General features: G+C 47.3%; 10 protein-coding genes and 1 riboswitch. Of the genes, 3 read left to right on the top strand and 7 right to left on the bottom strand.

The annotated features are described in order from the left end of the window. Nucleotides 1-272: 272 nt before the first annotated feature. Together cooS and acsB are read left to right on the top strand one after the other, a co-directional pair. The gene (cooS, locus tag ACX4JR_RS04440) at nucleotides 273-2,294 is read left to right on the top strand and encodes an anaerobic carbon-monoxide dehydrogenase catalytic subunit (protein ID WP_476059841.1); all 2,022 of its coding nucleotides are present in this window, start codon (nucleotides 273-275) and stop codon (nucleotides 2,292-2,294) included. A 36-nt stretch (nucleotides 2,295-2,330) separates the two neighbouring features. After that, nucleotides 2,331-4,529 (top strand): acetyl-CoA decarbonylase/synthase complex subunit alpha/beta, encoded by a 2,199-nt coding sequence (acsB, locus tag ACX4JR_RS04435; protein WP_476059840.1) that lies wholly within the window; start codon nucleotides 2,331-2,333, stop codon nucleotides 4,527-4,529. Between the two features lie 244 nt (nucleotides 4,530-4,773). Here acsB and glnA read toward each other — a convergent pair whose 3' ends face one another. The 4 genes from glnA to crcB all read right to left on the bottom strand — a co-directional run bounded on the left by glnA (nucleotide 4,774) and on the right by crcB (nucleotide 7,872). Then, nucleotides 4,774-6,105 carry a type I glutamate--ammonia ligase gene (gene glnA / locus ACX4JR_RS04430; RefSeq protein WP_476059839.1) on the bottom strand — a complete coding sequence of 444 codons (1,332 nt, stop codon included), beginning with the start codon at nucleotides 6,103-6,105 and terminating at the stop codon, nucleotides 4,774-4,776. A 105-nt stretch (nucleotides 6,106-6,210) separates the two neighbouring features. Beyond that, complete coding sequence (locus tag ACX4JR_RS04425) at nucleotides 6,211-6,792, bottom strand: ANTAR domain-containing response regulator (protein ID WP_476059838.1); 582 nt, start codon at nucleotides 6,790-6,792, stop codon at nucleotides 6,211-6,213. A gap of 168 nt (nucleotides 6,793-6,960) precedes the next feature. Continuing rightward, a complete protein-coding gene (locus tag ACX4JR_RS04420; RefSeq protein WP_476059837.1) occupies nucleotides 6,961-7,140 on the bottom strand; it encodes a hypothetical protein in 180 nt (59 codons plus the stop codon). A 360-nt stretch (nucleotides 7,141-7,500) separates the two neighbouring features. After that, the gene (crcB, locus tag ACX4JR_RS04415) at nucleotides 7,501-7,872 is read right to left on the bottom strand and encodes a fluoride efflux transporter CrcB (protein ID WP_476059836.1); all 372 of its coding nucleotides are present in this window, start codon (nucleotides 7,870-7,872) and stop codon (nucleotides 7,501-7,503) included. Between the two features lie 62 nt (nucleotides 7,873-7,934). After that, nucleotides 7,935-8,000, bottom strand: a riboswitch (Fluoride riboswitch). Nucleotides 8,001-8,168: 168 nt separating this feature from the next. On the opposite strand from crcB, the gene ACX4JR_RS04410 reads away from it, so the two are divergent. After that, nucleotides 8,169-8,822 (top strand): HAD family hydrolase, encoded by a 654-nt coding sequence (locus ACX4JR_RS04410; RefSeq protein ID WP_476059835.1) that lies wholly within the window; start codon nucleotides 8,169-8,171, stop codon nucleotides 8,820-8,822. Here the strand turns inward: ACX4JR_RS04410 and hydF are convergent. The 3 genes from hydF to ACX4JR_RS04395 form a co-directional block, all read right to left on the bottom strand. Then, nucleotides 8,801-10,024, bottom strand: a complete 1,224-nt coding sequence (hydF, locus tag ACX4JR_RS04405; RefSeq protein WP_476059834.1) for a [FeFe] hydrogenase H-cluster maturation GTPase HydF — start codon at nucleotides 10,022-10,024, stop codon at nucleotides 8,801-8,803. The two genes, ACX4JR_RS04410 and hydF, sit on opposite strands and share 22 nt — an antisense overlap. Nucleotides 10,025-10,042: 18 nt before the next feature. Next, complete coding sequence (locus ACX4JR_RS04400; protein ID WP_476060468.1) at nucleotides 10,043-11,458, bottom strand: aspartate ammonia-lyase; 1,416 nt, start codon at nucleotides 11,456-11,458, stop codon at nucleotides 10,043-10,045. A 167-nt stretch (nucleotides 11,459-11,625) separates the two neighbouring features. After that, nucleotides 11,626-13,059, bottom strand: coding sequence for an IS1182 family transposase (locus ACX4JR_RS04395; protein ID WP_476059200.1), 1,434 nt, complete (start codon nucleotides 13,057-13,059; stop codon nucleotides 11,626-11,628). Between the last annotated feature and the right edge of the window lie 135 nt (nucleotides 13,060-13,194).

The following is a 13,194-nucleotide window of genomic DNA, read 5'->3' as shown; positions in this document are numbered from 1 at the left end:
CATTAAAAAAATTATGATTAATTATGAAATTATGTTATTGATAGCTTAACCAGCATATTTAAACTATATTTCATAATTTTGAAGCTGTACAGGATTATTTAACATTTGCCCAAAATTCTATTGCTGGTTTAACATGAATAATAATGTCTTTAGCAAAAACTAGTCGCACAAACTTTGGGAGAAGGCAGGTGGTTTTTGGGAAGGAAGGGTAAAAGTCTCCGGCATTTATTTAATAGTGCAAAGGAAAGCATAATTCAAAGGAGGTCAAATTAATGCCAAGGTTTAGAGATCCCAGCCTGACATGCAGGCCGTCAGGCGAAACCCCAAGGGTTATTGATCCTAAAAATATTAAACGCTCTATAGACCCCGCAGTAGTTGAAATGATAGACATTGCCCAAGAACAAGGAGTTGTTACGGCTTTTGACCGGGCAGTAGCCCAGCAGCCCCAGTGCCAATTCGGCTACAAGGGCATATGCTGCCGTTTTTGCATGATGGGACCCTGCCGTATCAAGTCGGATGAAGGCCCGGCCAGTAGAGGTATCTGCGGGGCTAACTCCTGGACTATTGTGGCCAGAAGTGTTGGCTTGATGATTCTGACAGGCTGTGCATCCCACGCCCAACACGGCAACCACATCGCCCACACCTTGGAACTGATTGCCGAAGGAAAGGCCCCGGATTACGGAATTAAAGACGAAGAAAAATTGGTTCGCATTTGCAATAAGGTTGGCATTGAAACGGAAGGCAAAGATACTCAAACATTAGTTAAAGAACTGGCTCATAAGGCATGTGATGATTTCAGGCGCCTGAAGGGCGAGGGAGAAACCACCTGGATAACCAAAATGGTTACCGATAAGAGGAATGAAGTCTATAGATTCAACAACGTAATGCCCCACGGTATCCACGCCACCATTTCCGACCTTGTAACCCAGGCCCACGTGGGTATGGATAACGACCCGGTCAACCTGGTATTCAGCGCTGTACGGGTAGGTTTGGCCGACCTGGCCGGCAAATGGATTGCCACCGACCTTTCCGATATCATATTCGGCACCCCCAAACCCATTGTCAGCGAAGCCAACATGGGCGTACTGGACCCCAAAAAAGTTAATATAGTACTGCACGGTCATAACCCGTTACTCAGCGAAATGGTTGTAGCCGCTGCCAAGGAGATGGAAGACGAAGCCAAGGCAGCAGGGGCCGAGGGCATCAACCTGGTCGGTATTTGCTGCACCGGCAATGAAGTTTTGATGCGCCAGGGCATTCCTTTGGTTACCTCTTTTTCCTCACAAGAACTGGCCATTTGCACCGGTGCGGTAGACGCCATGGTGGTAGACGTCCAGTGCATCATGCCCGGGCTGAACACTGTAGCTCAGTGCTTCGGCACCAGGCTGATTACTACTTCCGACATAGTCAAGAACCCCGGCACCATTCATATAGACTACCAGGAATCCAAGGCCATGGAAAACGCCAAGCAAGTTATCCAGCACGCCATTGAGGCTTATAAAGAACGCGGCGCCCGCCCGGTCCACATTCCCAACGTCAAAAACAAAGTAGTGGCGGGCTGGAGCCTCGAAGCACTTTTTGAATTATTTAAGACCGTAAATCCCGACAATCCAGTAAGAGTCCTCAATGATGCCATTTTATCCGGCGAACTCAACGGTGTCATCCTGATGGCCGGGTGCAATAACTTAAAAACCTTCCAGGACCAAGCGCACATTGAAATCACCAAGGAAATGCTTAAAAACGACGTGTTCGTTATTTCCACCGGGTGCCATGCCCAGGCCTGTGCTAAAGCCGGCTTGATGGATCCTACCAATGTCGATAAATACTGCGGAGACGGGTTGAAAAAATTCCTGGCTCGCATTACGGAAAAGGCAAATCTCAACACAGGAGTGCCGCCGGTATTCCATATAGGTTCCTGCGTGGACAACTCCCGCGCCGCAGAATTGCTTATGTTGATGGCAGACGATCTCGGCGTTGACACTCCCAAGGTGCCTTTCGTTGCATCCGCCCCGGAGGCAATGAGCGGTAAGGCCACCAGTATCGGTACCTGGTGCGTAACCATCGGCTTGCCCACCCATGTAGGTACAATGCCTCCCGTGGAAGGTTCTGATTTGATTTACAGCATTCTGACCCAGATTGCCGGAGACGTTTTCGGTGGTTACTTCATTCTTGAACCCGATATAAAGGTCGCCTGTAAAAAACTTCTCAATGCCCTGGAATACAGGACATGGAAGCTCCGCATACACCGTAAAGTAGCTGAAGACCAGGAAACTGCCCTGTGCCAGTGCTGGTAAAAGGCGGGGATTCCCAGGTCGAAGGGAGGAAAGAAAATGACCGAAGCCACTGGCTTTGACAAGCTGTTCGAAGGTGCCATAGAACCGGGCAAAGAGCCGAAAAGGCTTTTTAAAGAAGCCTATGAAGGTACCATAACCGCACTCAGCTACGCAGAAATACTGCTTAACCAGGCCATTCGCCAATATGGTGAAGATCATCCGGTAGGATACCCCGATACCGCCTACTACCTGCCCGTAATCCGCTGCCTGAGCGGTGAAGAAATCAAAACCCTGGGTGACTGCGTGCCGGTGTTAAACCGCATGCGCCACGCCGTCAAAGAAGAAAAAACCTTTGCAAACGCCCGCAAGTGGGGTGAAGCCACCTGGTACGCGGCAGAGATTATCGAGGCCGTGCGCTACCTGAAGCACAGCCCGGAAAACCCGCTGCACGTTCCACCGTGGACCGGGTTCATCGGCGACCCGGTGGTCCGCCAGTACGGCATCAAGATGGTTGACTGGACCATCCCGGGTGAGGCCGTAATTCTCGGCCGGGCCAAGGACTCCAAGGCAGCCAAAAAAATAGTCGACGACTTAATGGGTAAGGGCCTCATGATCTTCCTCTGCGATGAAATTATAGAACAACTCCTGGAAGAAAACGTCAAGCTGGGCGTTGACTATATAGCCTATCCCCTGGGCAACTTCACCCAGGTGGTGCACGCGGCCAACTACGCCCTCCGGGCCGGCATGATGTTCGGCGGCATCAAGCCGGGAGATTATGACGCACAGCGCCAGTACCAGCGCGACAGGATTCTAGCCTTCGTGCTCTACCTGGGCGAGCACGACATGGTAAAAACCGCTGCCGCCATGGGCTGCATTAACGTAGGTTTCCCCGTTATAACCGACCAGGAACTCCCGGAAGACAAGCAGATTCCCGACTGGTTTATCAGTGAGCCGGATTACGATAAGATCGTCCAGAAGGCCCTGGAGACCCGTGGAGTTAAGATTACATCCATCAGCATCGACGTACCCATCACCATCGGCCCCGCCTTCGAGGGCGAGAGCATCCGCAAGAAGGACATGTACGTGGAGTTCGGCGGGACCAAGACTCCCAGCTTCGAGCTGGTGCGCATGGCCGGTGAAAACGAAGTGGAAGACGGCAAGATTGAACTCATCGGCCCCGATATCGACACCGTAGAAGCCGGCGGCCGCATGCCCCTGGGTATAGTGGTTGACATATACGGCAAGAAGTTCCAGGAAGACTTCGAACCCGTTCTCGAGCGCCAGATCCACTACTTTACCAACTACGGTGAAGGCCTGTGGCACGTGGGCCAGAGGGACATCATGTGGGTGCGCATCAGCAAGGATGCCTTTGGAAAGGGATTCCGCCTGAAACATATAGGCGATATACTATACGCCAAATTCAAGGCTGAATTTGCCTCCATCGTAGACCGGGTACAGGTCACCATTTATACCGATGAGGAAAAAGTCCTGGAGATGCGGGAAGTGGCCCGGAAGTACTACCAGAGGCGGGACGAGCGCCTGAAAGAACTGAAGGACGAAAAGGTGGATACCTTCTACTCCTGCACCCTGTGCCAGTCCTTCGCCCCCACCCATGTTTGCGTTATCGCCCCCGAGCGGGTGGGACTGTGCGGTGCCGTAAGCTGGCTGGATGCCAAGGCGGCCTATGAAATTAACCCGCACGGCAACAACCAGCCCATTCCCAAGGAGGGCGTTATCGACGAGGTCAAAGGTCAGTGGAAATCCTTTAACGACTTCGTCTATAAAAACTCGCAGCGCAGTGTCGAAGCCGTTAATTTCTACACCATCATGGAGCATCCCATGACCTCCTGCGGCTGCTTTGAGTGCATCCTGGCCATGGTTCCCGAGTGCAACGGCTTCATGGTAGTTAACCGCGAGCACTCCGGCATGACCCCGTCCGGAATGACCTTCAGTACCCTGGCCGGGACCATAGGAGGCGGCGCCCAGATGCCCGGGTTCATGGGTATCGCCAAGTCATATCTTGGCTCGCCCAAGTTCGTTCCTGCCGACGGCGGGCTGGCCCGCCTGGTCTGGATGCCCAAGGCACTGAAGGAAGAACTGCGGGAAATGCTGGAAGAAGCAGCCGAGCGGGAAGGTTTGGGCAAGGACTTTGTGGACAAAATTGCCGATGAGACAGTGGGCACCAGCGGAGAAGAAATACTGCCCTTCCTGGAAGAAAAAGGCCACCCGGCCTTAACCATGGATCCGTTAATGTAAATTAAGTATCGGTGAATGATACCATTCACCGATGTTGGTTTACATCTCTAAACCTCCTGGCATAACTTATACTTTCTCCGTGCCCAACACCCGGTATTAACGCCGGGTGTTGGAGCATACCATTTTTCACCCGGCATTTCCCCCCAAATGCCGGGCAATTTTTTTACAAAAAAAGCCCCCGGCAGAAAAAAATTTACCGCCTGGGGGCTAAGGAGGATGGAAAAAAACTTTTGAAACTTTTAACCTAGAACATTTCTAGGTAATTATCAACTTCCCACTGGTGTACCTGAGTTCTATAACAATCCCACTCTTTCAACTTTAATTGCTTGTAAATTTTATATATATGATCTCCCAGAGCATCAATGATCACAGGGTCTTCATCCAGTCTGTCCAAGGCCTCCCGGAGATTAGCAGGTAAACTTAGGATATTGTTTTCTTTGAGCTCCTCGGAAGTCATTTTATATATGTTACGGTCGCAGGGCTCCGGGGGCTGAAGGTTGTTTTGTATCCCGTCCAGCCCGGCATTTAACATAGCTGCTATGGCCAGGTACGGGTTACAAGAAGGATCGGGATTGCGTAATTCTACCCTGGTACTCATACCCCTCTTGGCAGGAATGCGAATTAACGGGCTCCTGTTACGTTCACTCCAGGCTACATAAACGGGAGCCTCGTAACCCGGCACCAGCCTCTTATAAGAATTTACCGTCGGGTTGGTAATTGCCGCCAGGGCCGGTGCATGTTTAAGCAGGCCGGCTATATAACTATATGCTATGGGACTAAGCTGGCGGGGATCTTTAGGATCATAAAAAGCATTTTCATTGCCCTTGAACAAGGATTGATTTGTATGCATGCCGCTGCCGTTTATACCGAAAACAGGCTTGGGCATAAAGGTTGCGTGAAGACCATGTCTCTGGGCAATGGTACGTACCACAAACCTAAAAGTTGCAATTTTGTCAGCAGTATCCAAGGCGTCGGAATACTTAAAGTCAATTTCATGCTGTCCAGGAGCCACTTCGTGGTGAGAAGCCTCTATCTCAAATCCCATTTCTTCCAGAGTAAGGATAATGCTCCTGCGGGCATCTTCCCCCAGGTCCACGGGTGTCAAGTCAAAATACCCGGCCTTATCATGAGTTTTTAGTGTGGGAAGGCCCTCTTCATCCACGTAAAAGAGGAAAAATTCAAGCTCAGGTCCCACCTGCATGGTATAGCCCATTTCTGCAGCTTTAGCCAAAACCTTTTTAAGGGCATTTCTCGGACACCCTTCAAAAGGAGTGCCGTCGGGATTATAAATATCACATATCAAACGGGCTACAGCCCCTTCCTTGGGGCGCCACGGAAATATCTGAAAAGTATTCGGATCCGGACGTAAATACATGTCGGACTCTTCAATCCGAGTAAACCCCAAAATGGAGGAACCGTCAAACATTAATTCCCCATCCAGGGCCTTTTCCAGCTGGTCAATTGGTATGGCAACATTTTTTAAAACTCCTAAAATGTCCGTAAACTGCAAGCGTATGAATTTAACACCCGCTTCCCGGGCTTTACTTATTAATTCACTTTTTTGTTCATGATGCATATCAATTTCCACCTCTCCATTTGTTTTAAAACAATAAAACGCCCCCTCAGGATTATTTACAAATCCCGAAGAAGGCGCCATTGCCTTAAATTGTACTCCTTTGTACTACTGTTTTAAGTTGTGGGCCATTATGACCGCTTCGGCTATTGCCCGCATAGAAACCCGTTTATTCATACTTTGCTTTTGCATGCGCCTGAAGGCCTCCGCTTCTGTAAGCCCCAAGGTCTCCATTAAAATACCTTTAGCCCTTTCAACAACTTTCCTGGTTTCCAGTGCCTCCTTTAATTCCTTAATTTTATCTTCTGCCCTGCATAATTCCTCAAAATTGCTTCTGGCTAGTTCCATAGCCGGTAACAGAGAAACTTCATCCACCGGCTTTTGTAATAAAGCAGCCCCCCTGGCCGCCTTGGCTTTCTCCAGAATGGTCTGGTCAATATAAGAAGTTATTAATATCACGGGGGCCAATCTATCTTCCCAAACAATCTCAGCCACTTGCAGGCCGTCCATCCCGGGCAGGGATGTTTCCAGCACCACAAGCTCCGGCTGTCTGGCCCTAACCAGTTTCAGGGCTGTTACCCCGTCCCCGGCCACTCCCACCACGGTGTATCCTAGCTGCATTATCAAAGCCTTAATTTTATTTCGCGAGGTGGCATCACTGTCCGCTAGAACCACCCTTCGTTGGCGCATGAGAGTGCCTCCCATATAGCAATTATATAACAAAAATGCCCTCCCCCAGAGAAAAGTATACCGGAGAGGGCATCATTGCCTAACTAAGATACATCATTGTACCTTGGCATCCATATTGTTATGTTAATTATATACTTAGCCAGTTAAAAATGCAACCCTTTTCCAACTCTAATTTTTGTCATTACCGCTAACCTGGCTCGGTTTTTGCATCTGAATTACCATTTCCTTTAATTCATTCACGAGGGCCTCCAACTGGTTTAACTTTTCCACCGCCTGGCTGGGGGCACAGTTTCCAAATTGAGCACAAGAACTACATGGATGGGCATAAGCAATAGGACATCCCGTCATCCTACATCCCTCCTTTTTTAAGAAATTTTTCCGTCAAAGGCTTTATACTAAAAACACAAAAACCCCCACTGCAAACCAGTGAGGGCTTCTTTGCCTATTTTTGCGTCCCCGTTGACGCAACAGCATTATTTATTTTGGAGTATTACTATAATATCAATAACAATAGTTAAATGCAATATAATTTTTTGAATTTTTAATAATTTTTCATATGTCTTAAAGATATTATTTCTTTATATTGGGGCGATATTTGATAACGTCAACGTCTTGTATTATGGGATTAATTCTTCCGTTATCATCTCTTCTAACCTGGGTAAAAGTTTCGACTTCTCGCTAATCTTAACCATAAATTGACATTCCTTTCTAAAGCGCTCTTGCAACTAAGAAACCAAGGGAAACAGCACCCAACCCCAGGGTTACGCTGCCCAAAATATTACCCAAAGCCAGCCAAGTTAACCCGTTTTGAAGCAGGCGCAGTGTTTCATACTCAAAGGTTGCAAAGGTGGTAAAAGAACCTAAAAAACCAATTGTAATTGACACTCGCCAAATGGGATCCACAGCCAGCTTTTCAACTAACAAAATGGTAATAAAACTTATTAAAAAACTACCTATAATATTCACCACCAGCGTGCCGTAAGGAAAGCTACTGCCATTTATAGATGAAATCCATCCCGACAAAAAGTAGCGGGCCAGGGCCCCACACATGCCTGCAACTGCAATTGCTATAATTTTCATTTCCTACCTCCTGTTTCTTTTAATATTTTCTACCAAAAAACAAAAACCCCTACTAAAAATTACCTTTAGTAGGGGTCATCAACCACCAGCGGTGGTAATTAAAGGCGAACCCCATCGCCTTTTTTTTTTAATTATATTTATTTAATTATACTAAAAAATATTGGTTTCACGTCAAGACTTTTTAAAAAATAAATTATATGGGTAGTAAAAACTTTTTTAAAAAAGGAAAATGCAAATTTTTATCGAAACCAAAGTTACTCCATAACATTATATTTTTATGTAAAGCTTGGTGAACTATGATTAAAGGGATTCTTTTTGACCTGGATGGGACACTGGTAGATACTTTGCCACTAATTGAAGAATGTTATCGCATCACCTTTATCGAAGAATTGGGCTTGGATGTACCCCTTCCCAAAATTATGCAGCAAGTAGGGCGCCCATTTAAAGACATTTGTGCCATGTTTGCCCCGGATAAGGTTAAAAAGGCCATGAGCCTTTATCATAAGGCTTATGACCGGCTTCATGACCGGCTCATCAGGGCATACCCCGGTGTGCGGGAGGTTTTGCACCAGCTAAGGAAAAAAGGTCTTAAGCTAGCAGTGGTAACTTCCAAAAACCGAGTCAATTGCTTGAGAGAGTTAAAGTTTTTTGGGCTGCAGGAATTTTTTGCTGAAGTTGTCAGCTCTGACGACTGTCAACAACATAAGCCTCACCCTGAGCCGGTAAAAAATGCACTAAGGCTCTTACAACTTGATTCCCGAAATGTTCTTTTTGTTGGGGACAGCCCTTATGATATAAAAGCCGGTAAAGCCGCCGCTGTAAAAACGGCAGGGATAACCTGGGGAATATCTACCAAGGAGCAGTTGTTGGCCCATCAGCCCGATTTCTTGCTGCAAAATCTAAATGACATTCTTCCCATTATAGATAATTACTCATCCAACATCTCCTGAAGCAGGGGAAAAGGTGACAGTGCCCGCCTGAGAATACCGTGCACGTAGGCAATACAAACACCGTAATTGACAATGGGAACGCCGGCCTGCTGCACTTGCATAATGCGGGAAAGCATTTCCCGGCGGTTGATCATACACCCGCCGCAGTGCACCACCAGCTTGTACTGCGCGAGATCACCGGGAAAGTGGCCGCCACTGCTCCAGTGAAAATCCAGCTGCCCGCCAACAATTTGGCGCAGCCAGCGGGGTATTTTTACCGTTCCTATATCATCTTCCACCCGGTGATGAGTACAGGCTTCGGCAATCAAAACTTTATCACCGGGCTTAAGTTTTTCAATGGCCCTGGCCCCCTTCACCAGAGTTTCCAGGTCCCCTTTATAACGGGCAAACAGGATGGAAAAGGAAGTCAACAATACATCCGGCGGCGTATCGGCATCGGCCTTTAAGAAGGCCTGGGAATCGGTAATAACAATCTTGGGTTTTTTACTTAAGGTAGCCATGCACTCTTTTAATTCCCTTTCCTTAACCACATAAGCCATGGCGTCGTGATCTAAAATATCACGGATGGTCTGTACCTGGGGTAAAATTAAACGTCCTTTAGGGGCCGCCAAATCGATAGGTACCACCAGAACCGCTATATCCCCCGGGTTAAGCAAATCACCCACGATAGTTTGCTTATCCCACTTTGGCGGAGCGTTCCTGACAATGGCAATCTTCAGCTCCGGTATTCCTGTCTTGGTGAGGGCACTTACAACTACCGGCTTTACACCGAGTTTATCCTCGGTTTTTTTTATTTGTTCCGCGGTTACCGGGTGGATATCAACTTTATTCAGCACAGCCACTAAAGGCAATTTTTTCTCCCGGCACTTCTTAGCAATATCCAGGTCATATTCCGTTATACCTTCACGGGCATCAATAACCAGGAGAACCATATCGGCTTTGTTCAGCACTTCCCGGGAACGCTGCACCCTTAATTCCCCGAGATAACCTGTATCATCAATTCCAGCTGTGTCAATTATTATCACCGGGCCCACCGGCAGTATCTCCATAGCTTTATAAACCGGGTCGGTGGTGGTCCCCGGCACATGGGAAACAACTGCAATATTCTGGTTGGTTAATGCATTTATGAGGCTTGATTTTCCGGCGTTGCGGCGGCCAAAGATGGCAATATGCAACCTGTTCCCCCTTGGTGTACTATCCATAAATTAACCTCCCGGGTGTTAAGATCTTTTTTTATTTCTTTTGCCGGGTATGCCCGGACGGGTGACTTCCTTCGGGCTGAGCAACTGCTCCAACTCTGTTTCGGTGAAAAGACCCGCCTCTAAAATTACTTCTTTTACCGGCCGCCCGGTTTCCAGGGCTTTTTGGGCCAGAGCGGATGACGCATCGTAACCAACGTGAGGCGAAATAACGGTTATTATACTCACACTGTTATGTAAATGAGAAAGACATTTTTCTGATACAGCTTCGATACCTTTAATACAGCGCTCCGCCAGCAGGTGCACGGCCTTGCTCAAGCTTTCCATGGCCGGCAATAAATTTGCCGCCACCAGGGGTAAAAAGGCATTGAGCTCCAGCTGACCGGCCTGGGCCGCCAGCGTGATGGCCAAATCCCCGGCCATGACCTGGTAGGCCACTTGAGTAACCATTTCCGGCAGCACCGGGTTAACTTTTCCCGGCATTATGGAAGAACCGGCCTGCAGGTCGGGTAATTTAATTTCACCCAGGCCGGCCCTGGGCCCCGAGGACAGCAAGCGTAAATCAGATGAGACTTTTGCCAGGCTGGCGGCACATGCTTTGATTAAACCGGAAACCTCCACAAACACATCGGCGTTTTGTGTCCCGTCAATCATATTTTCATTGCGGGCTAATCCCAGACCCGTCAAAGCCCTTAACCGCTCGACCACCGAATAGATATATTGGGGCTCGGCATTCAGGCCGGTGCCCACCGCAGTGCCCCCCAAATTAATTTGCCGTAGCCTTTCTTCCACCTTGTAAAGGCGCCACCGATCCCTGGCAATTGCTTCGGCCCAGGCGGAAAATTCTTGTCCCAGGGTAATGGGCACGGCATCCTGCATTTCGGTACGACCTACCTTTAATATGCCGGCAAACTCGGCCTCCTTAGCTTGCAATGCCCCCTGCAATTCCGCACAAGCTTCAGACAGGCCTTGCAGCAACCTGATGGCGGCAATGCGCAGAGCGGTAGGATAAACGTCATTGGTAGACTGCGACATATTTACGTGATTAACCGGGTGAACCAGCGAATAATCCCCCTTGGTGCCGCCTAATATTTCAATGGCCCTGTTAGCTATCACTTCATTTACATTCATATTGGTAGAAGTTCCTGCGCCACCCTGCAGGGCATCCACAATAAATTGATCGGCAAATTTGCCTTCCGCCACCTCTGCTGCCGCCTGGAAAATTGCACTGCCAATTTGATGATCCAGCAGCCCCAGCGCCATGTTGGTTTCAGCGGCGGCCTGCTTAACTACGGCCAGGGCCTTAATTAATTCAGGGTGAACCCTCTGCCCGGAAACATTAAAATTTTCCGCCGCCCTGGCGGTATGGATGCCGTAATAAGCTTCTGCAGGAATTTTCTTTTTTCCAATTAGATCTTGTTCAACCCGGTATGCCAGAGTTGATCACCTCTTATGCAACTGGATACGAAGTAAATTCTTCATTTAGCGGGAGGTTCCCTCCCTGCCGCTGAATGTTAAAAGACCTATCTTTTTAACACAAAAACCCTAGTTTATAAAATAAACCGAGATTGCTGACAAACCCGGGTTTTGCCCCGGGTTTAACTTTACATTGCATATTTCAAGCTAAATTGCTTTTGCGAAAACTTTTGTATTATCCGAACCAGCAGTGGTAAAAAAGGAGGGTTACCCCTCTTCCAGAGATAATTTGCCATCTTTTTCATATTCTGACAGGCAGCTGTCAATAAACACTGTTCCATAACTTTTGCTCTACCCCTATAACGGGCATAGCGTAACCCGTGGAGTTCTTTGGCATCAGCAAAACTCCGCTCAACAGTTTCTTTTCTTCTTTTGTATAAGGCTTTCCCCCGCTCACTGAGGCGGTTCTGTCTTACCCAGTCTTTGCTATCTTCCCAAACGTGTCGAGTAATTACTTTAGTATAGCTTTTGGAATGGGTGCATTTAGATAAATATTTGCAGATTTTGCATATCCGGGGGTCTGAAACATATTCCCGGAACCCCTGGCGGTTGGTGGTACGGTAGGTAAGTTTCTGTTTGGCAGGACATATATAGCAGTCATTTTCCTTATCATATTTGAATTGCCATTTGTGAAATAAGCCTTTCTTAGGATGGTAACGTCGATGGGCTATAACAGCAAAAATATCTCTTTTTTGCAGTTCATGGCATATAGGCATGGTTAAATACCCGGCATCCAGGGCTACTGCTTCCACTTCAAAGCCAAAGCGCTTTATCTGACGGTCCAAACGGTCTATGTAAGGTGCAGAATCATGCACATTTCCGGGGGTAACATATACGTCGGTAATCAAGCTTAGCTTTCCATCAACCGTTACGTGGTTAAGGTAATAAAAACCCTGGGGTTTGCCGTCCCTAACCATGTAGCCACTTTCCGGGTCCGTGGTGCTCACCCGTATTTCTTTGTTTTTTTCAAGTTGTTCTTCTTTTGGTTTCAACGGCTTTTTTCCATGCTTTTTTCTATCATCCTCCACTGAATGCTCCAGTTCTTCCAAATAAGCTTGAGTTGAACGTTTCACTTTTTCGAGTGTGAATTTATTTTTGTTGGCATTGGCCTTTAAATGTGTAGAGTCCGTAAATAACTCTTTTCCATCTATTAGTCCTTTCTTAATTGCTTGCATAACTATTTCATCAAATATTTCCTGACAAATATTTGTGCCGTTAAATCTACGCCGCCGGTTCTGGCTAATGGTGGAATGATGAGGAACTTTATCTGTTAGGGAAAGGCCCAAAAACCAACGGTAAGCTATGTTAACCTCTATTTCTTTAACCAGTTGCCGTTCAGATCTTATGCCAAAGAGGTAGCCAATAAAAAGCATTTTAAAAAGCATTACGGGATCTACACAAGGACGACCGTTATCCGGGCAATATAGGTGTTTGACCTTTTCTCTTATGAAGTTAAAGTCTATGAAGCGACTTATTTTCCTCAGCAAGTGATCTTCAGGTACCAGTTGTTCCAGGCAAACAAGTTCCAGTTGTCCTTGGCGGTACTCTGGTTTTTTTAACATGTTTGTTCGCTCCTAATTCTTATTTACTCAATTTTACCATAAAATAAAAGGCTGTTGACTTGTTTTTGTCAACAGCCTCTAGTTTATAAAATAAACCAGAGTTTATTTATTAAGTATCCTGATCACTTCATCACC

Source organism: Desulfofundulus sp. JL263-se, assembly GCF_056316025.1.
Note: the sequence above shows the minus strand (reverse complement) of the source record. Positions and strands in the feature narration are given on the sequence as shown.